The 20,402-nt window shown below is 55.7% G+C and carries 18 protein-coding genes and 1 other annotated feature; of the genes, 9 read left to right on the top strand and 9 right to left on the bottom strand.

Annotated features, from left to right (window positions below):
- Positions 1-15: 15 nt before the first annotated feature.
- The 5 genes from acnA to topA form a co-directional block, all read right to left on the bottom strand.
- Positions 16-2,691 carry an aconitate hydratase AcnA gene (gene acnA, locus BMW97_RS01535; RefSeq protein WP_032674926.1) on the bottom strand — a complete coding sequence of 892 codons (2,676 nt, stop codon included), beginning with the start codon at positions 2,689-2,691 and terminating at the stop codon, positions 16-18.
- Positions 2,692-2,852: 161 nt separating this feature from the next.
- Entirely contained in the window at positions 2,853-2,951 is a 99-nt protein-coding gene (ymiC, locus tag BMW97_RS24260; RefSeq protein ID WP_032623144.1) for a small membrane protein YmiC, read from the bottom strand.
- 310 nt (positions 2,952-3,261) lie between these two features.
- Positions 3,262-3,402 (bottom strand): YmiA family putative membrane protein, encoded by a 141-nt coding sequence (locus BMW97_RS01525; RefSeq protein WP_213327741.1) that lies wholly within the window; start codon positions 3,400-3,402, stop codon positions 3,262-3,264.
- 338 nt (positions 3,403-3,740) lie between these two features.
- Positions 3,741-4,715: an HTH-type transcriptional regulator CysB gene (cysB, locus tag BMW97_RS01520; RefSeq protein WP_008502814.1), complete on the bottom strand. Its 975-nt coding sequence runs from the start codon at positions 4,713-4,715 to the stop codon at positions 3,741-3,743.
- Between the two features lie 187 nt (positions 4,716-4,902).
- A complete protein-coding gene (topA, locus tag BMW97_RS01515) occupies positions 4,903-7,500 on the bottom strand; it encodes a type I DNA topoisomerase (protein WP_045908888.1) in 2,598 nt (865 codons plus the stop codon).
- Positions 7,501-7,899: 399 nt separating this feature from the next.
- Here topA and BMW97_RS01510 point away from each other — a divergent pair, with 399 nt between their 5' ends.
- Entirely contained in the window at positions 7,900-8,151 is a 252-nt protein-coding gene (locus BMW97_RS01510) for a YciN family protein (RefSeq protein WP_003856804.1), read from the top strand.
- Positions 8,152-8,185: 34 nt separating this feature from the next.
- On the opposite strand, the gene sohB is transcribed toward BMW97_RS01510, so the two are convergent.
- A complete protein-coding gene (sohB, locus tag BMW97_RS01505; protein ID WP_045908889.1) occupies positions 8,186-9,232 on the bottom strand; it encodes a protease SohB in 1,047 nt (348 codons plus the stop codon).
- A 251-nt stretch (positions 9,233-9,483) separates the two neighbouring features.
- Between sohB and BMW97_RS01500 the strand changes: the two genes are divergently transcribed.
- Together BMW97_RS01500 and cobO are read left to right on the top strand one after the other, a co-directional pair.
- A complete protein-coding gene (locus BMW97_RS01500; RefSeq protein ID WP_045908890.1) occupies positions 9,484-10,245 on the top strand; it encodes a YciK family oxidoreductase in 762 nt (253 codons plus the stop codon).
- Positions 10,242-10,832, top strand: a complete 591-nt coding sequence (cobO, locus tag BMW97_RS01495) for a cob(I)yrinic acid a,c-diamide adenosyltransferase (RefSeq protein ID WP_045908891.1) — start codon at positions 10,242-10,244, stop codon at positions 10,830-10,832. The genes BMW97_RS01500 and cobO overlap by 4 nt, the downstream gene beginning before the upstream one ends.
- A 35-nt stretch (positions 10,833-10,867) precedes the next feature.
- Here the strand turns inward: cobO and rluB are convergent, their stop codons facing one another.
- The 3 genes from rluB to rnm form a co-directional block, all read right to left on the bottom strand.
- Positions 10,868-11,743: a 23S rRNA pseudouridine(2605) synthase RluB gene (gene rluB, locus BMW97_RS01490; protein WP_045908892.1), complete on the bottom strand. Its 876-nt coding sequence runs from the start codon at positions 11,741-11,743 to the stop codon at positions 10,868-10,870.
- Positions 11,744-11,839: 96 nt separating this feature from the next.
- On the bottom strand, positions 11,840-12,460 hold the full coding sequence (locus BMW97_RS01485; protein ID WP_003856793.1) for an L-threonylcarbamoyladenylate synthase: 621 nt from the start codon (positions 12,458-12,460) through the stop codon (positions 11,840-11,842).
- Positions 12,457-13,338 carry an RNase RNM gene (rnm, locus tag BMW97_RS01480; protein WP_045908893.1) on the bottom strand — a complete coding sequence of 294 codons (882 nt, stop codon included), beginning with the start codon at positions 13,336-13,338 and terminating at the stop codon, positions 12,457-12,459. The genes BMW97_RS01485 and rnm overlap by 4 nt, the downstream gene beginning before the upstream one ends.
- A gap of 139 nt (positions 13,339-13,477) precedes the next feature.
- Here rnm and trpL point away from each other — a divergent pair, with 139 nt between their 5' ends.
- From trpL to trpA, 6 genes are all read left to right on the top strand, one after another.
- Positions 13,478-13,522: a trp operon leader peptide gene (gene trpL / locus BMW97_RS24415; protein ID WP_106993556.1), complete on the top strand. Its 45-nt coding sequence runs from the start codon at positions 13,478-13,480 to the stop codon at positions 13,520-13,522.
- Positions 13,499-13,592: a sequence feature (Trp leader region), on the top strand. Its footprint overlaps the gene before it by 24 nt.
- 25 nt (positions 13,593-13,617) lie before the next feature.
- A complete protein-coding gene (locus BMW97_RS01475) occupies positions 13,618-15,180 on the top strand; it encodes an anthranilate synthase component 1 (protein WP_045908894.1) in 1,563 nt (520 codons plus the stop codon).
- Positions 15,180-16,775, top strand: coding sequence for a bifunctional anthranilate synthase glutamate amidotransferase component TrpG/anthranilate phosphoribosyltransferase TrpD (gene trpD / locus BMW97_RS01470; protein WP_008502806.1), 1,596 nt, complete (start codon positions 15,180-15,182; stop codon positions 16,773-16,775). The genes BMW97_RS01475 and trpD overlap by 1 nt, the downstream gene beginning before the upstream one ends.
- 3 nt (positions 16,776-16,778) lie before the next feature.
- The gene (gene trpCF, locus BMW97_RS01465; RefSeq protein WP_045908895.1) at positions 16,779-18,137 is read left to right on the top strand and encodes a bifunctional indole-3-glycerol-phosphate synthase TrpC/phosphoribosylanthranilate isomerase TrpF; all 1,359 of its coding nucleotides are present in this window, start codon (positions 16,779-16,781) and stop codon (positions 18,135-18,137) included.
- Between the two features lie 10 nt (positions 18,138-18,147).
- Complete coding sequence (gene trpB, locus BMW97_RS01460) at positions 18,148-19,341, top strand: tryptophan synthase subunit beta (RefSeq protein WP_045908896.1); 1,194 nt, start codon at positions 18,148-18,150, stop codon at positions 19,339-19,341.
- Positions 19,341-20,150, top strand: coding sequence for a tryptophan synthase subunit alpha (trpA, locus tag BMW97_RS01455; RefSeq protein WP_045908897.1), 810 nt, complete (start codon positions 19,341-19,343; stop codon positions 20,148-20,150). Before trpB ends, trpA begins: the two co-directional genes overlap by 1 nt.
- The last annotated feature ends 252 nt before the right edge of the window (positions 20,151-20,402 follow it).

The raw sequence follows: 20,402 nt of genomic DNA, 5'->3' as shown, positions 1-20,402 counted from the left end.
TGCCGGGCTCGTTCATCAATCCAGCATCTTACGAATCACGTAATGTAAAATGCCGTCGTTCTGGTAGTAGGTCAGCTCGGTTGCCGTATCAATACGGCACCGGCAATCCAGCACCTCGGTTTTCCCGTCTGCCCGCGTTAACGTTACCGGCACCGTTTTACCCGGCTGCAGGTTTTGCAGGCCGCTAATGTCAATCTGCTCTTCCCCGGTCAGGCCCAGCGTTTTACGCGTCACGCCCTGCGGGAACTCAAGCGGCAGGATCCCCATGCCGATCAGATTCGAACGGTGAATACGTTCGAACGATTCGGCGATGACCACCCGAACGCCAAGCAGGCGCGGACCTTTCGCCGCCCAGTCGCGGCTGGAGCCGGAACCGTACTCTTTCCCGGCAATCACCGCCAGCGGCGTCCCTTCCTGTTGGTATTTAACGGCCGCATCATAGATCGACACGACTTCTGTTCCAGGCAGATGACGCGTCATGCCCCCTTCCACACCCGGCACCATTTCGTTACGAATGCGGATGTTGGCAAAGGTCCCGCGCATCATGACTTCATGGTTACCGCGGCGCGAGCCATAAGAGTTAAAATCGCGGCGTTCGACACCCCGGCTTTGCAGGTAACGGCCTGCCGGGCTATCGGCTTTGATGCTCCCCGCCGGAGAGATATGGTCCGTCGTGACGGAATCCCCCAGCATGGCCAGGATTCGCGCGCCGTGGATATCCTTAAGCGGCGCGGGCTCGGCCTGCATCTCATCAAAGAACGGCGACAGACGAATATAGGTCGAGTCATCCTGCCAGCCATAGGTATCCGAACCTGCAACATTGATGGCTTTCCATTCCGGCGTGCCTTCAAAGACTTCCGCGTACTCTTTGCGGAACATCTCGGTAGAGACCTTCTCAACGGCCAGCGCGATTTCTCGAGAGGATGGCCAGATATCTTTCAGATAGACAGGGTCATTCTTGCGATCGTGGCCAATCGGATCGGTCACCAGATTGATATTCATGTTCCCCGCGAGAGCGTACGCCACGACCAGCGGCGGCGAAGCAAGCCAGTTGGTTTTTACCAGCGGGTGAATGCGCCCTTCAAAGTTTCGGTTACCGGAAAGAACGGCGCCTACCGTCAGGTCACCCTGCTTGATCGCCGTTTCGATGGGTTCAGGCAGTGGCCCGGAGTTACCAATACAGGTCGTACAGCCGTAGCCCACGAGGTTAAAGCCCAGCTCGTCCAGGTACGGCGTCAGTTTGGCCTGAGCCAGGTAATCCGACACCACTTTGGATCCCGGGGCCAGCGAGGCCTTAACCCACGGCTGAGGTTTTAACCCAAGCTCGACCGCCTTTTTAGCCAGCAGACCGGCTGCCATCAATACGCTGGGGTTGGACGTGTTGGTGCAGGAGGTAATGGCGGCAATAACAACCGCGCCATCCGGAAGCTGATACTGATGCCCGTTCAGAACATAGTCGACGGGACGATGGTCTTTCTGCGCCACGTTCACTTCCAGGGCATTGCTGGCGGCAAACGCTTTCGGCACGTCAGACAACGCAACCCGATCCTGCGGACGTTTCGGCCCCGCGAGGCTCGCTTCGACGCTTCCCATATCGAGTTCAAGCGTGCTGGTGAAAACAGGCTCATCGCCCGGATTGCGCCACATGCCCTGCGCTTTGGTGTACGCTTCCACCAGCGCGACCTGCTCTTCGCTGCGGCCGCTAAGGCGCATGTACTCCAGCGTGACGTCGTCAATGGGGAAAAAGCCGCAGGTGGCACCGTATTCCGGCGCCATATTGGCAATGGTGGCGCGGTCGGCCAGCGGCAGCGAATCCAGACCATCACCGTAGAATTCAACAAACTTGCCCACCACGCCATGCTTACGCAGCATCTGGGTGACGGTCAGTACCAGATCGGTGGCAGTAATGCCTTCAGACAGCTTTCCGGTCAGCTTGAAGCCCACCACATCCGGGATAAGCATGGATACCGGCTGGCCGAGCATGGCGGCTTCCGCTTCAATACCCCCGACGCCCCAGCCCAGCACGCCCAGACCGTTGATCATGGTGGTATGCGAATCCGTGCCCACCAGCGTGTCCGGATAAGCGACCCACTCTTTATCCTGCAATTCGCTCCAGACGGCTTTACCCAGATATTCAAGGTTCACCTGGTGGCAAATACCGGTGCCTGGCGGGACCACGCTAAACCGACTGAACGCCTGCTGTCCCCACTTCAGAAATACATAGCGCTCGTGGTTACGCTCCATCTCCAGACGCACGTTTTCGCCAAAGGCGTCATCATCACCGAAGTGGTCAACGGTGACGGAGTGGTCAATGACGAGGTCAACCGGGGAAAGCGGGTTAACTTTTGCCGTATCCCCGCCGAGACGCTTAACGGCTTCACGCATCGCGGCCAAATCAACCACGGCCGGAACACCGGTAAAGTCCTGCATCAGCACCCTTGCCGGGCGGTAAGCGATTTCTCTGTCGGCATGGGCCTTCTCAAGCCACCCTGCCAGCGCCTGGATATCATCAAGCGTGACAGAGTCACCGTCCTGCCAGCGCAAGAGGTTTTCCAGTAAAACTTTCAATGACTTGGGTAAACGCGAAATGTCCCCAAGCGTTCTGGCAGCCAGCGGCAGGCTGTAGTAATGCCAGGTTTTATTTTCTGCCTGTAATGTGTCCTTACTGGCTTCGCGTAGGGTTAACGACATAAGCTCCTCCTTAATCACAGAGATGCCCTGACAATCATCAGGGCCGTAATTAAAGATAACACAAAGATGTCGTAACGTTTTGATAACAACCCAAATTGATAAATTTAGGATTGGTCCAGCGCGGGGAAACAAAAAACCCCGCCGTAGCGAGGTTTTACAATTTAGTGGAGCGCCAGCCAGATGAGCTGACTCCAGAACAGAATCGACACGGTAAAAACGCCGATCCACGACCAGTATTTGTGAGACGTCATGTTATTCATCATAGGGACACCAGGCATTATTTATAAAAATTCCGAGGTCGTTCCTCAGTGCTATATTGCTGATGTGTATTTATTAAAGAGTACAAAAGCGCAGAGTCGATATTCAGACTATTTGCATCATTACGCAATAAACTAAATTATTGTTTTTTGGGTTCGTCTTCTGCGAACACATCAATAAAAGCCTGCTGCTGCGGCGTCAGTTTCCAGGACGCGGGTACAACAGTCGCAGGTGCTTTACGCCCTCTGTGGCCGCTGTCACGATGCTGACACATCTGTTTTACCGAAGCTGTACGTACCGTCACTGACATATTTAACCCCAATATTTCCAGGCCAGGAGAGCAACCACCACCCAAAACAGGGTAGAGACGAGAAAGACCGCCAGCCAGGCTTTACGCTTGAGCGCAGGATCCCTTTGCGGTTCTTCACTTCCTGAAGGCATTGCTAACCTCATACAATCGACATCGCTTATCATTTAGGACCAAACAATTGGTACAATTAATCATCTGTTGAGATAAATCCTAAAGAAACTTTAGCCGAAAAGCCAGTGAATTTACGCACCGGGAGGTATGAAATATTCAATCTTTTGACCAGAAATAAATAATTGAAAAGAAAAATTTGCGAAGGCGTAAATTAGTTTCTACTTTTGTCGCCAATTCACGACATTATAACCTTACGTATTAAATGGATAATGACATTATATGGCAGGGGAATCGCAGATGATGATAATTCTAATTTAGCTTTGAGAGGTTATTTCGGTATCTTTCCCTGGGGGAAAGATACCGGGTGTGATTATTTTTCGGGAAGTTTGATGTCTTTAAACATCTCTTCAATATCTTCATTTGAGCGTAATGCCACGGCGGTATCAACCACATCACGCGTTAAATGAGGGGCAAAGCGCTGAATAAAATCATACATATAGCTGCGCAGGAAGGTGCTGCGGCGGAAACCAATTTTTGTGGTGCTATGGCTGAAAACGTCGTGCGCATCAAGACGCACCAGGTCAGGGTCTGACACCGGATCCACCGCCATGCTGGCAATGACGCCCACCCCCAATCCAAGCCGGACATAGGTCTTAATCACGTCGGCGTCCGTCGCAGTAAAGACAATGCGCGGCGTTAATCCTGCCCGGTTAAAGGCCGTATCAAGCTCAGAACGCCCGGTAAAGCCAAAGGTATAGGTCACCAGAGGATACTGGGCCAGCTCTTCGATAGTGACCGACCCTTTACCCGCCAGGGGGTGATCGGGGGTCACCACAATAGAACGGTTCCAGTGGTAGCACGGGAGCATGACCAGATCGTCATACAGGTGAAGCGCTTCGGTGGCGATGGCAAAGTCTGCATTCCCCTTGGAGACGGCTTCAGCAATTTGCGTTGGCGAGCCCTGGTGCATATGCAACGAGACGCGAGGATAACGCTCGATAAAGCCTTTGATCACGCCGGGCAGCGCATAGCGCGCCTGCGTATGCGTGGTGGCAATATACAGCGAGCCTTTATCCGGCCAGGTATGCTCCCCTGCCACAGACTTAATCGCATCGACTTTGGAGAGGACTTCCCGCGCAATGCGGATGATTTCCTGCCCCGCCGGCGTCACCTGGGTAAGATGCTTACCGCTGCGAGCGAAGATCTGAATGCCTAACTCATCCTCCAGCATACGAACTTGTTTGCTGATGCCCGGTTGCGAGGTATACAACCCCTCGGCGGTAGAAGAGACGTTAAGGTTATGATTCACCACCTCAACGATATAACGAAGCTGCTGTAATTTCATGCCAGACCATCCGATTTAGCGCATGCGGTCAATCGCTTAAGACGATTTAATAATAAGAAACAGGTTAACTATAACCACTATATCATTTATAGCCTGACTGTATAGTACGGAACAAAAAATAATAACAAGGTAATAAAAAAGGGCCGGAAATCCGGCCCTTTCACAGGTAAGTTACGGTTAGGGAAGATTATTTCTTGCCTTCAACCCATTTGCCATCGACAAAGAAGGCTGACCATCCAGTCGCTTTACCCTCTTTCTCTGCCGCAACGTACTGCTGCTTAGTTTTACGGCTAAACCGCACCACGGTTTTATTGCCTTCCGGATCCTGCTGTGGCGCATCGGCCAGATAACGCAGTTTCTCCGGCAGACGTTCGCGGAAGCGATGCAGCTCTTCCACCAGCGGCGCGCGGGTTTCACGCGATTTCGGGAAGGTGTTGGCGGCCAGGAAGACACCTGCCGCACCGTCACGCAGCACGAAGTACGCGTCAGATTTCTCACACGGGAGCTCTGGCAGCGGAACCGGATCTTCCTTCGGCGGAGCCACTTCACCGTTACGCAGAATTTTGCGCGTGTTTTTACATTCGTCGTTGGTGCAGGCCATGTACTTACCGAAACGCCCCATTTTCAGGTGCATTTCAGAACCACACTTCTCGCACTCCACAATCGGGCCGTCATAGCCTTTAATGCGGAACTCGCCCTCTTCGATCTCATACCCGTCACACGTTGGGTTATTACCACACACGTGCAGCTTGCGTTTTGGATCGATCAGGTAGCTGTCCATTGCTGTGCCGCATTTTTTGCAGCGGCGCTTGGCACGCAGAGCGTTAGTTTCCGCATCGTCACCTTCCAGCACGTTGAGAACTTCATTCTCCGGCACCAGGTTGATGGTGGTTTTGCAGCGCTCTTTTGGCGACAGCGCATAGCCAGAGCAGCCGAGGAACACGCCCGTGGTGGCAGTACGGATCCCCATCTTGCGGCCACAGGTTGGGCAGTCGATGCTGGTCAGTACCATCTGGTTAGGCAGCATGCCGCCCTCTTCAGGGTCTTTCTCCGCTTTTTCAAGCTGGTCGGTGAAATCGCTGAAGAAGCTGTCGAGGACCTTTTTCCATTCCGCCTGGTGGCTGGCAACCTGGTCGAGACTGTCTTCCATTTGCGCGGTGAAATCGTAGTTCATCAGCTCGCGGAAGTTGGCTTCCAGACGATCGGTGACGATCTCCCCCATTTTTTCCGCATAGAAACGACGGTTTTCAACACGGACATAACCGCGATCCTGAATCGTCGAGATAATTGACGCATAGGTCGACGGTCGGCCAATACCGCGTTTTTCCAGCTCTTTTACCAGAGATGCTTCACTGAAGCGTGCAGGTGGCTTGGTGAAGTGCTGAGCCGGGAGCAGCTCAACCAGAGAAAGTTCATCACCTTTATTCACCGCTGGCAGCGTTCGATCTTCATCACCTTTACGCAGCGCAGGCATCACTTTCGTCCAGCCGTCGAAACGTAGAATACGACCACGCGCCTTGAGACGGAAATCACCCGCCCCGACGGTCAGCGTGGTGGAGTCGTACTGGGCCGGGGTCATCTGGCACGCAACAAACTGACGCCAGATCAGCTGATACAACTTCTGCGCGTCGGCTTCCATATCTTTCAGTGATTCAGCGAGCACAGAGACATCAGAAGGACGAATCGCTTCGTGCGCTTCCTGAGAATTCTCTTTGCTGGCAAACTGGTTAGCGCTTTCCGGCAGGTATTTCTTACCGAAGTTGTCGCTGATGTAGCCACGCACCATGTTGACCGCGTCCTGACTCAGGTTGGTTGAGTCGGTACGCATGTAGGTGATGTAACCTGCTTCATACAAGCGCTGGGCCATCATCATGGTTTTCTTCACGCCGTAACCCAGACGGGTGCTTGCCGCCTGTTGCAGGGTGGAGGTGATAAACGGCGCACCAGGCTTGCTGCTGGTCGGTTTGTCTTCACGTTCCAGTACCTGATAGCGTGCCTTTTCCAGCAGCGCCACGGCGGCCATGGTCTGGTCGCGGTTTTCCGGACGGAAAGGCTTATCGTTCTGATGGCTTACCTGCAGCGGCAGAGCGTCACCACCCGGCGTGGTCACATTGGCATCGACTTCCCAGAACTCTTCCGGCACGAAGGCTTTAATTTCGCGCTCACGCTCAACGACCAGACGCACGGCGACGGATTGCACGCGACCTGCGGACAGGCCACGGGCAATTTTCTTCCACAGCAGTGGAGAAACCATGTAACCCACGACGCGGTCCATAAAGCGACGCGCCTGCTGGGCGTTGACGCGGTCGATATTCAGCTCGCCCGGCTTCTCAAACGCCTGACGAATCGCATTCTTCGTAATTTCGTTAAACACTACGCGGCTGTAGCGTTTGTCATCACCCCCGATCACTTCCCGCAGGTGCCACGCAATGGCCTCCCCTTCGCGGTCAAGGTCGGTTGCGAGATAGATGTGGTCTGCTTTTTCAGCCAGCTGCTTCAGCTCGTTAACGACTTTTTCTTTCCCTGGCAGCACTTCATATTGTGCATCCCAGTTATGCCATGGGTTAACACCCATGCGGTTGACAAGCGCGCTACGTTCATCCTTTTTAGGCTTTTTAGCCCCTTTGGTGGAGGTAGAGTCTGCGCTCTTTTTGCTGGCTGAGCCACTGGTCGGCAAATCGCGGATATGACCCACGCTGGACTTAACCACGTAGTCATTACCCAGATACTTATTGATCGTTTTGGCTTTTGCCGGGGACTCAACGATGACGAGAGCTTTACCCATATTCACCTTTACCTAATTTAATTCTTCCAGGAATACGCCGCACGTTGATTTCCCTTCCGCTGACGACGAGCCAATGATATTGCGACTGCGTCAGGAGATATCAACCCCTTTGTCTTACCGGGCGTTAAAGAAAAGCCGCCCAGGTGATTGAGTTCTCGGGTATTTTTCTCACATCTCGTGTAATTCGTGACGAATTCCCGGTTGAATGTCAAGCAATTCTGTTGCCAGAATGACGAAAGCGCACACTCTACCTGATAAAATTCGTTACGCAACTTTATTAGCATGCAAAAGCAAATCCTGCCAGCCAGGCCCCTGCACCTTATCCCCTCACAATACAGGGAAAATTTGCCCCCAAAGCGCCCTCGGCGTAGACTATTGTCACTGTTTAAGGAGTGGATTATGCAGAATACGACCCAACCTATTGACCGAGCCTCTCTGCTTATCGAAGCAAACAAGCTTATTCGTGACCATGAAGATACGCTGGCAGGCATTGAAGCCACCGGCGTAGAGCAGCGAAATGGCGTGCTGGTTTTCAGCGGCGAATACTTCCTTGATGAACAGGGCTTACCGACCCCGAAAAGCACCGCCGTGTTTAACATGTTTAAATACCTGGCACACACGCTTTCCGAGAAATATCACCTGGTCGATTAACGCAAAACGCGAGGCATAAGCCTCGCGTTTTTGTTTACAGCAGCGGTTTTTGTCCGCGCTGTAGCCAGCGGAGCAGCAGGCGGTCCGCGCTTTCTACGGCACTGTTGGTAAAGCGGTCAAGGAGTCGCTTGCGCTGGGCAAAACGGACGCCTACCAGTTCCCGGCCTTCCATCAGGTTGAGCAGCAGATCGTCACTGGTTCCGACTTCATCCACCAGCCCTTTCTCCTGCGCCTGAACGCCGTACCAGTGCTCACCCGTCGCGACCTGCTCAATGTCCAGCGTCGGGCGCATACGGTGCACAAAGTCTTTAAAGAGATGATGCGTTTCGTTGAGATCCTCACGGAATTTTTGGCGCCCTTCTTCCGTGTTTTCACCCAGCAGCGTCAGGGTGCGTTTGTACTGACCCGCCGTGTGAAGTTCGATATCAATCTCTTTATTTTTCAGGAAGCGGTTAAAGTTCGGGATCTGCGCGACCACGCCGATCGAGCCAATAATAGAAAACGGTGCGGCCACAATTTTGTCCGCCACGCAGGCCATCATGTAGCCACCGCTCGCCGCCACTTTATCTACGGCTACGGTCAGCGGGATCTGTTTTTCACGCAGGCGCTGTAGCTGAGACGCGGCCAGGCCGTAACCATGCACGACACCTCCCGGGCTTTCAAGACGAACAACGACCTGATCCTGCGGCGTCGCCACGGCCAGAACGGCCGTCACTTCCTCCCGCAAAGAGGACACTTCATGCGCATCCATGCTGCCCTTAAAATCGAGCACGTAGACGCGGGGCGTGACCTTATCCTGTGGCGTATTGAGTTTCGCCTTTGCCTTTGCCGCTTTGGCTTCCTGTTTATGCTTTTTCTTCTGCGCTTTGAGCCACAGTTTCTGTTGATGACTGTCAAGCAGCGCCAGAGACATCTCTTCCTGCATCTCTTTATACTGCTCGCTCAGGCGGGTGATGCGTAACTCCCCACGCTGACGCTTGCGCTGCGTCAGGTTGACAATCAGAACGGCAACCACCGCAATGGCAATCACCACCGTCGCGATTTTCGCCAAAAACAACCCATATTGAGAAAGTAATTCCACGCGTTCCACCTTGATTTAACCACGAATCTTTCACGGCAGTGTACAACAGCCCTGCCCATGCGTCTCGCTCGTGACATTACCTCTGCGAGGCGCCTTCAGGAATCCCCGGTCTGGCGTTTAAATATTTGCAAATTGTTAATTTTACAGCAATGCGTCCTGTAGACTGATTGAATTATCAGGCGAATTCGGGCATAAAGCCGAAAAGTCACAAAAGAAGGCGTCTTTGAGTCACCGTGCGCCGAGGAGTCACCTTGCATTATCAACCGCAAAAAAATCTGCTGCAGAACCGCATCATTCTTGTCACTGGGGCCAGCGACGGGATTGGCCGTGAAGCGGCGCTGACCTACGCTGAGTATGGCGCGAGCGTCATCCTGACCGGCCGCAACGAAGAAAAACTTAAAGGGGTGGCGCAGGAGATTGAAGCCGCAGGTGGGATTCCTGCTCGCTGGTACACGCTCGATCTGCTCACCTGCACGCCCGCGTCATGTCAGGAGCTTGCTCAGCGCATCAGCACCCATTATCCGCGTCTCGACGGCGTGCTGCACAATGCCGGCTTGCTTGGCGAAGTTCGCCCGATGGATGAACAGGATCCCGAGATCTGGCAGGAGGTCATGCAGGTCAACGTCAACGGGACGTTTTTCCTGACCCAGGCACTGCTTCCTTTATTACTCAAATCGGATTCAGGTTCACTGGTATTCACCTCTTCCAGCGTAGGCCGTGAGGGGCGTGCAAACTGGGGTGCCTATGCCGTTTCAAAATTCGCGACCGAAGGCATGATGCAGGTGCTGGCAGAGGAGTACCAAAGCCGCCATCTGCGCGTAAACTGCATTAACCCGGGCGGTACGCGCACCAAAATGCGCGCCAGTGCCTTCCCAACGGAAGATCCGCAGAAGCTGAAAACGCCGGCAGACATTATGCCGCTCTATCTCTGGCTAATGGGCGACGACAGCCGCCGCAAAACCGGGATGACCTTTGACGCCCAGCCAGGCCGTAAACCAGGAATATCGCAATGAGTGAAGAACGTCACCAGCAGCGCCAGCAGCGTCTGAAGGAACAGGTTGATGCACGCGTCGCGGCCGCTCAGGATGAGCGCGGGATCGTCATCGTCTTTACCGGCAACGGCAAAGGGAAAACCACGGCCGCATTCGGCACGGCGACACGCGCCGTCGGCCACGGACAGAAGGTCGGCGTTATCCAGTTTATTAAAGGTGAGTGGCCTAACGGCGAGCGTAATCTGCTTGAGCCCCACGGCGTTGAGTTCCAGGTGATGGCGACCGGATTTACGTGGGACACCCAGAACCGCGAAACCGATACCGCAGCCTGTCTGGCCGTCTGGGAGCACGCTAAAAGAATGCTGGCCGATCCTTCACTCAATATGGTTCTGCTGGATGAGATCACGTATATGGTCGCCTACGACTATTTGCCGCTAGAAGACGTGCTTAATGCACTGAAAGACCGTCCCGCCCATCAGACGGTTATCATCACGGGCCGCGGGTGTCATCGGGATATTCTGGAGCTGGCAGATACCGTCAGCGAGCTGCGTCCGGTTAAACATGCGTTTGATGCGGGCATCAAAGCGCAAATAGGGATTGATTACTAAAGAAAAAAGCCCGGTGTCTTCACCGGGCTTTTACATTAACCGTTGTTATTACGGCTGCCAGAGCGGCGGTTGCTGCTCACCTGGCTGTGACGCTTCACCGCACGGCGAATCTGGTTCGCCTTCATGCGGCGACGATCTTTCTCCACCGCCACTTTAGAGGTGGTTTCCGGCGTCAGGCCGACCAGCTCGCGCAGGTAGTTGGTCTGGGTCAGATCCAGTTCGGTATATCCCCCACGCGGCAGGCCTTTTGGCAGCAGGATGTCGCCGTAACGGACACGGATCAGGCGGCTAACCTGCACGCCTACCGCTTCCCAGAGACGACGCACCTCGCGATTGCGGCCTTCGGTCAGGGTCACGTTGTACCACTGATTGATGCCTTCCCCACCGGTAAATTTGATGGTTTTGAACGCCGCAGGACCGTCTTCCAGCAGAACGCCACGCGACAGGTCGCGCAGTTTATTCTCGTCAACCTGGCCGAACACACGCACGGCGTATTCACGTTCCACTTCACGGCTTGGGTGCATCAGACGGTTTGCCAGTTCACCATCGGTGGTAAACAGCAGCAGACCGCAGGTATTCACGTCCAGACGACCAACGGCAATCCAGCGAGCGCCACGCAGTTTAGGCAGACGGTCAAACACCGTCGGGCGACCTTCCGGGTCATTGCGGGTACACAGCTCGCCTTCCGGCTTGTAGTAAGCCAGCACGCGGCAGATTTGTTCAGCAGACTCTTTCACGGAGATAAGATGACCGTCGATACGGATCTTCAGCCCCGGTACGATTTCTACGCGGTCACCCAGCGTGGCGATTTTACCGTCCACACTCACGCGGCCCGCTTCAATAATGGCTTCGATTTCACGGCGTGAACCGTGGCCGGCACGCGCCAGCACTTTCTGTAACTTCTCGCTCATTGAGCTTCCTCAGGTGTCGCCTTCACAGGCGTCGAATCAGGTCAAAAGAGGGCTGAGCCCTGCTTTGATGGCCGCGTAGTATATCTGCTTATACCATTACAAGAAAGGCTTTACGTCACCCACGCCTTCTCGAATCACTTCCGGTGCATCTTCGGTTAAGTCGACCACGGTGGTCGGCTGCTGGCCGAGATAACCGCCGTGAATAATCAGCTCGACCACCTTCTCCAGACGATCTTTGATCTCTTCCGGATCGGACTCAGTAAACTCGCTGCCCGGCAGCATCAGCGAGGTAGAGAGCATCGGCTCGCCGAGGGTTTCCAGCAGCGCCTGCGCAATCGGGTTCGACGGCACGCGCATGCCGATAGTCTTACGCTTTTCCTGCAGCAGGCGGCGCGGCACCTCTTTCGTCCCTTTCAGGATGAAGGTGTAGTTCCCCGGCGTGTTGTTCTTGATCAGGCGAAACGCCACGTTATCCACATAAGCATAGGTGGACAGCTCAGAGAGATCGCGGCACATCAGGGTAAAGTTATGGCCGTCCGGCAGCTGGCGAATACGGCAAATGCGTTCCATCGCCCCTTTATCTTCAATTTTGCAGCCCAGCGCGTAGCCGGAATCGGTCGGGTAGACAATCACGCCGCCTTTGCGGACGATCTCCACGGCCTGGTTAATCAGACGTGGCTGCGGGTTGTCCGGATGGATATAGAAAAACTGACTCATACTTCCCTCTCTTCAATTTGCTGCGGCTGTTCCCAGAGCTGCCAGACCGGCTCAACGCCAGCGGGCAGCCAGAGCTTGCGCCCCAGTTCGATCCAGGCGCAGGGCTGATGGAAATCAGAACCCTGTGAGCCAAGCAGACCGTACTGTCGGGCATAGGTCGCGAGCTGCGCGCGCTCATTGGGCGCCTGCTGACACTGGGCGACTTCCATCGCCTCACCACCGTTTTCGGCAAAGTGCGCCAGCAGCCTTTTCAGCCATTTAGCAGAAAGATTATACCGCCCCGGATGGGCCAGCACGGCCTTACCGCCAGAATGATGAATCACATCAATAGCTTGTTTTATTGTACACCACTGTGGCGGAACGTATCCGGTTTTCCCGCGCGCCAGATACTTTTTAAAGACATCCGCCATCGTCGTGGCCTTACCCGCCTCTACCAGAAAACGGGCGAAATGACCGCGCGTGACCGCCCCGCCGTTCGCCAGCTTTTGGGCACCTTCCAGTGCACCCGGAATATGCGCCTTTTCCAGACGTTCGCCGATCATCTCCGCGCGCTGGTTGCGGCGCGTTTTTTGTTCTTGCAAAAAAGCAGTCAGTGCCGGATGGTCTATATCGATGTTCAGGCCAACGATATGAATCTCATGGTTTTCCCAGACGGTCGAAATTTCGACACCGGAGACCAGATTAAGCGCCAGCCCGCTGCGGGCGATCTCGGCGCGCGCCGCCGGAATGGCATCCGTCGTATCGTGATCGGTTATCGCCAGCGTACCGACGCGCATTTCAACGGCACGATGAACCAGGGCTTCGGGTGTCAGCAGGCCATCAGAGGCCTGAGTATGGCTGTGTAAATCATAAATAATAGCGTAGGTGGTATCGCTCAAAGCACTTCCCATAACAGGTTGGAGACATCCGAAACCATCATGATACCGACTTATATCGAAATTCTGAAATCAAGGGTTGACAACACGCCATCGAACTAGTTAACTAGTACGCAAGTTCACACGAGAAAGGTATCTGAAAATGACAGCACATTTCACTCTGCACGGTTGGTGGCGTACTTCCTGATCATCGGGCAGTGTCACGCGTCTGCGAAATGCAAACAGATACCCGCCCGCTACCCAGCGGGCTTTTTTTTGAACAGAATAAATGAGAACACCAACATGCAAACAGCCAAACCCCATCTCGAATTGCTGACCTGCGAGGCGGCCTATCGCCACAACCCGACCGCGCTATTTCATCAGGTGTGCGGGGCACGCCCGGCAACGCTGCTGCTGGAATCTGCGGACATTGACAGCAAGGACGATCTCAAAAGCCTGCTGCTGGTCGACAGCGCGTTGCGCATTACCGCTCTAGGTGACACTGTCACAATCAAGGCCTTATCAGACAACGGCGCCTCGCTGCTGCCACTGCTGGATGCCGCCCTGCCTTCAGGCATCGAAAACGAACGTCATCCAGAAATGCGTATTCTGCATTTCCCGCCGGTTAGCCAGTTGCTGGATGAAGACGCGCGCCTGTGCTCCCTTTCCGTCTTCGATGCCTTCCGCCTGCTGCAGAACCTGGTTACCGTTCCACACGATGAGCGTGAAGCGATGTTCTTTGGCGGGCTGTTTGCCTACGACCTGGTCGCCGGATTTGAAGATTTACCGGAAACCGAGCAGGGCAATCGCTGCCCGGACTATTGCTTCTATCTGGCCGAAACCCTGCTGGTGATCGACCATCAGAAACAGTACACCCGTATCCAGGCCAGCCTGTTCACGCCTTCAACCGCTGAGAAAAACCGTCTTGAGCACCGCATCGCTCAGCTTCAGCAGCAGATGACGGAAGCGCCACCTGCACTGCCGGTACAGCGGGTGGAAAAAATGACCTGCGATGTGAACCAGACCGACGATCAGTACGGTGCCGTGGTTCGCCAGATGCAAAAAGCGATTCGCGCCGGGGAAATTTTCCAGGTTGTACCGTCCCGTCGCTTCTCTCTGCCCTGCCCGTCTCCGCTGGCCGCTTACGACGTGCTGAAAAAGAGCAACCCCAGCCCGTACATGTTCTTTATGCAGGACAACGACTTCACGCTGTTCGGCGCCTCGCCGGAAAGCTCACTGAAATATGACGCCACCAGCCGTCAGATTGAGATCTACCCGATCGCCGGAACCCGTCCACGTGGACGTCGCCCAGACGGCTCGCTGGATCGCGATCTCGACAGCCGCATCGAGCTGGAAATGCGCACCGACCATAAAGAGCTCTCTGAGCACCTGATGCTGGTTGACCTGGCGCGTAACGATCTGGCTCGTATTTGCACCCCAGGCAGCCGCTACGTGGCGGACCTGACTAAAGTCGACCGCTATTCATTCGTGATGCACCTGGTCTCCCGCGTGGTCGGTGAGCTGCGCCACGACCTCGACGTGCTGCACGCCTACCGCGCCTGCATGAACATGGGCACCCTGAGCGGTGCGCCGAAAGTGCGCGCTATGCAGCTGATTGCCGCCGCCGAAGGGCGTCGTCGCGGCAGCTACGGCGGTGCGGTGGGCTATTTTACGGCCCATGGTGACCTCGATACCTGCATCGTCATCCGCTCCGCCTATGTTGAAGACGGTATTGCCACCGTCCAGGCGGGTGCCGGGATTGTTCTTGATTCTGTTCCGCAGTCTGAAGCTGACGAAACGCGCAGCAAAGCCCGTGCGGTCCTTCGCGCCATTGCTACCGCACACCACGCACAGGAGATTTTCTGATGGCTGACATTCTGCTGCTCGATAATATCGACTCCTTTACCTACAACCTGGCAGATCAGCTGCGTGCGAATGGCCATAACGTCGTTATCTATCGTAACCATGTACCGGCGCAGACCCTGATTGACCGTCTGGCCACCATGCAAAACCCGGTGCTGATGCTCTCTCCGGGGCCAGGCGCGCCGAGCGAAGCGGGCTGTATGCCGGAGCTGCTGACCCGTATGCGCGGCAAGCTGCCGATTATCGGCATCTGCCTCGGTCATCAGGCGATTGTTGAAGCCTATGGCGGCTACGTTGGCCAGGCGGGTGAAATCCTGCACGGTAAAGCGTCCAGCATCGAACATGACGGCCAGGCGATGTTTGCCGGGCTGCCGAATCCGCTCCCGGTCGCGCGATACCACTCGCTGGTCGGCAGCAACATTCCCGCCGGGCTGACGATCAACGCCTCGTTTGAAGGGATGGTGATGGCGGTCCGTCACGACGCGGATCGCGTTTGCGGGATGCAGTTCCATCCGGAATCCATCCTGACCTCCCACGGTGCCCGCCTGCTGGAGCAGACCCTCGACTGGGCGTTACAGAAGCTGGAGCAGACCAACACCCTGCAGCCGATTCTGGAAAAACTGTATCAGGCGCAAACCCTGAGCCAGCAGGAGAGCCACCAGCTCTTCTCCGCCGTGGTTCGCGGTGAGCTGAAGCCGGAACAGCTGGCGGCCGCGCTGGTGAGCATGAAGGTCCGCGGTGAAAGCCCGCAGGAGATCGCCGGTGCCGCCACGGCCCTGCTGGAAAATGCCGCCCCGTTCCCGCGTCCGGACTATCCGTTTGCTGATATCGTCGGCACCGGCGGTGACGGCAGCAACAGTATCAATATTTCAACCGCCAGCGCCTTTGTGGCCGCAGCGTGTGGTCTGAAAGTGGCGAAGCACGGTAACCGCAGCGTGTCCAGCCGGTCAGGCTCGTCTGATTTACTCGCGGCATTCGGCATTAATCTCGATATGAACGCCGAACGTTCCCGTGAAGCGCTGGATGACCTGGGCGTCTGCTTCCTGTTTGCGCCGAAGTATCACACCGGTTTCCGCCACGCAATGCCGGTTCGTCAGCAGCTTAAAACCCGCACCCTGTTTAACGTGCTCGGCCCCCTGATCAACCCGGCCCATCCGCCGCTGGCGCTGATCGGTGTCTACAGTCCGGAACTGGTCCTGCCGATTGCAGAGACGCTGCGCGTGCTGGGTTACCAGCGTGCCGCCGTGGTGCACAGCGGCGGAATGGATGAAGTGTCACTGCATGCGCCGACGCTGGTAGCCGAACTGCGCGACGGTGAAATCCTGAGCTACCAGCTGGAAGCCGCTGACTTTGGTTTAACCCCGTATCACCAGGAAGCGCTGGCCGGCGGTACCCCGGAAGAAAACCGTGACATTCTGACGCGCTTATTACAAGGTAAGGGAGAGGTTGCCCATGAGGCCGCCGTTGCTGCCAACGTCGCCATGCTGATGCGTTTGCACGGCGAGGAAGACCTGAAGGCCAACGTTCAAAAAGTTCTGGATGTACTGCGCTCCGGTGCAGCTTACGATCGCGTTACCGCACTTGCGGCAAGAGGGTAAAGAATGCAGACCGTTTTAGCGAAAATCGTTGCCGATAAGGCCATCTGGGTGGAAGCCCGCAAGCAACAGCAGCCGCTTGCCAGTTTTCAGAATGACGTCGTCCCGAGCAGCCGTCGTTTCTATGACGCCCTGCAGGGTGCGCGCACCGCGTTTATTCTTGAGTGCAAAAAAGCGTCTCCGTCTAAAGGCGTTATCCGTGACGATTTCGACCCGGCGCGTATTGCCGGCATTTATAAGCATCATGCGTCCGCTATCTCCGTGCTGACGGATGAGAAATATTTTCAGGGTAGCTTCGATTTTCTGCCGATCGTCAGCGGTATCGCGCCGCAGCCGATCCTGTGCAAAGACTTTATCATCGACCCGTATCAGATCTGGCTGGCGCGCTTTTACCAGGCTGACGCCTGCCTGCTGATGCTCTCGGTGCTTGACGACGAGCAGTATCGCCAGCTCTCTGCCGTCGCGCACAGCCTGAAAATGGGCGTGTTGACCGAAGTGAGCAATGAAGAGGAGCTGGAACGCGCGATTGCGCTGGAAGCCAAAGTGGTAGGCATTAATAACCGCGATCTGCGTGACCTGTCCATTGACCTGAACCGAACGCGCCAGCTGGCACCGCGTCTGGGATCTGGCGTCACGGTGATCAGCGAATCCGGCATTAACAGCTACGCCCAGGTGCGCGAGCTGAGCCACTTCGCCAACGGTTTCCTGATTGGCTCCGCCATGATGGAACATGACGATCTCAATGCGGCAGTACGTCGCGTGCTGCTGGGTGAAAACAAAGTCTGCGGCTTAACCCGCGAACAGGACGCCCAGGCCGCGTATGAAGCCGGAGCGATTTATGGCGGGCTGATTTTTGTGGATTCCTCTCCTCGCGCGGTCAGCGAAGAGCAGGCGCGTAAGGTCATCGCCGCGGCACCACTCAGCTATGTTGGCGTGTTCCGCAATGCAGATATCGCAGAAGTGGTTGAAAAAGCCGACGCGTTATCCCTGAGCGCGGTGCAGCTTCACGGCAATGAAGATCAGGCCTACATCGATGCCCTGCGCGCTACGCTGGCACCGCAGGTACAGATCTGGAAAGCGCAACGCGTTGACGATACGTTGCCCCCGCGTAACCTGAACCACGTGGATAAATACGTCCTCGATAACGGCCAGGGCGGAACCGGCCAGCGTTTTGACTGGTCTCTGCTGAACGGCGAAAAGCTGGACAACGTCCTGCTGGCGGGCGGTTTAAGCCCGGACAATTGTGTAGAAGCCGCGAAAACCGGCTGCGCAGGCCTCGATTTCAATTCAGGCGTAGAGTCCCAGCCGGGTATTAAAGATGCCAGCAAACTGGCCTCGGTTTTTAAAACTCTGCGTGCATATTAAGGAAGAGAAGATGACGACATTACTTAACCCGTATTTTGGTGAATTCGGCGGGATGTACGTCCCGCAAATCCTGATGCCCGCGCTGCGCCAGCTGGAAGAAGCGTTTGTGAGCGCACAGAAGGATCCGGCATTTCAGGCCGAATTTACCGACCTGCTGAAAAACTATGCAGGCCGCCCAACGGCCCTGACCAAATGCCGCAATCTGACGGAAGGCACGAAAACCACGCTGTATCTTAAGCGTGAAGACCTGCTGCACGGCGGCGCGCACAAGACTAACCAGGTGCTGGGCCAGGCGCTGCTTGCGAAGCGTATGGGCAAAACCGAAATCATCGCCGAAACCGGCGCAGGCCAGCACGGCGTGGCCTCGGCGCTCGCCAGCGCCCTGCTCGGTCTGAAATGCCGCATCTATATGGGGGCGAAAGACGTTGAGCGTCAGTCTCCAAACGTTTTCCGTATGCGTCTGATGGGTGCAGAAGTGATCCCGGTGCACAGCGGCTCCGCGACGCTGAAGGATGCCTGTAACGAAGCGCTGCGCGACTGGTCTGGCAGCTACGAAACCGCGCACTATATGCTCGGTACCGCGGCGGGCCCGCACCCGTTCCCGACCATCGTGCGCGAATTCCAGCGCATGATCGGGGAAGAGACCAAAGCGCAGATCCTCGAAAAAGAGGGTCGCCTGCCGGATGCGGTCATCGCCTGCGTCGGCGGCGGATCTAACGCTATCGGCATGTTCGCAGACTTTATCGACGACACCAGCGTGGGTCTGATTGGCGTCGAGCCTGCGGGTCACGGCATTGAATCGGGTGAACACGGCGCGCCGCTGAAGCATGGCCGCGTGGGGATCTACTTCGGCATGAAGTCCCCGATGATGCAGACCGATGAAGGCCAGATTGAAGAGTCTTACTCTATCTCTGCCGGCCTCGACTTTCCGTCCGTCGGGCCGCAGCACGCCTATCTGAACAGCACCGGTCGTGCGGACTATGTCTCCATTACCGATGACGAAGCGCTGGAAGCGTTCAAAACGCTGTGCCGCAGCGAAGGGATCATCCCGGCGCTGGAGTCTTCACACGCTCTGGCCCATGCGCTGAAATTGATGAAAGACAATCCGGAAAAAGAACAACTGCTGGTGGTCAACCTTTCCGGACGCGGTGACAAAGATATCTTCACCGTTCACGATATTCTGAAAGCACGAGGGGAAATCTGATGGAACGCTACGATAACGTATTTGCAGAACTGAAATCCCGCCAGGAAGGCGCGTTCGTTCCCTTCGTCACCCTGGGCGATCCGGGCCCTGAACAGTCGTTGAAGATCATCGACACCCTGATTGAAGCCGGTGCCGATGCGCTGGAGCTGGGGATCCCGTTCTCTGACCCGCTGGCGGATGGCCCGACCATCCAGAATGCGACGCTGCGCGCGTTTGCCTCAGGCGTCACGCCGACCCAGTGCTTCGAAATGCTGGCGGCGATCCGTCAGAAGCACCCCACTATCCCGATTGGCCTGCTGATGTACGCCAATCTGGTGTTCAACCGCGGTATCGATGAGTTTTACGCCGAGTGCGCACGCGTGGGCGTCGACTCCGTTCTGGTCGCCGACGTGCCGGTTGAAGAGTCCGCGCCGTTCCGCCAGGCTGCGATGCGTCACAATGTCGCCCCTATTTTCATCTGCCCGCCAAACGCGGACGATGAGCTGCTGCGCCAGATTGCCTCTTACGGGCGCGGTTACACCTACCTGCTCTCCCGCGCAGGCGTGACCGGTGCCGAGAATAAGGCCGCATTGCCGCTGCATCATCTGGTGGAGAAGCTGGCCGAGTACCATGCCGCACCGCCGCTGCAGGGCTTCGGGATCTCCTCTCCGGATCAAGTCACCGCGGCGATTGACGCGAAGGCTGCGGGTGCCATTTCCGGCTCTGCGATTGTGAAGATCATCGAGAAGAACGTGGACAAGCCCGAGCAGATGCTGGCCGAGCTGAAGGCGTTTGTGACCGCCATGAAGGCGGCGACGCGTAAAGTCTGATCCCTCCACCGTCTGGCATCCCTGCCAGACGGTTAGCCTTTATTCCCCGCCATCAACAAAGGATGACGTTAAAATTGATCCTTTCGATATTTTCGGTGTGAATGGCTTTTCAAACTGTCGTGTAAGCGTATGATCTGGACTCTTTTTTATCTTTAATCCTTCTGAGTTCAAAGAATACCAAAAAACACAAATTTATCCTTTGATTCAATAAGATAGGACAACTTTTTGGCATGTTCTTTAATGAATTTTACG

The organism is Enterobacter sp. NFIX58 (genome assembly GCF_900110475.1).
GTDB classification, from domain to species: Bacteria; Pseudomonadota; Gammaproteobacteria; order Enterobacterales; family Enterobacteriaceae; genus Enterobacter; species Enterobacter quasiroggenkampii.
This window is presented reverse-complemented; position numbering and strand designations above follow the sequence as displayed.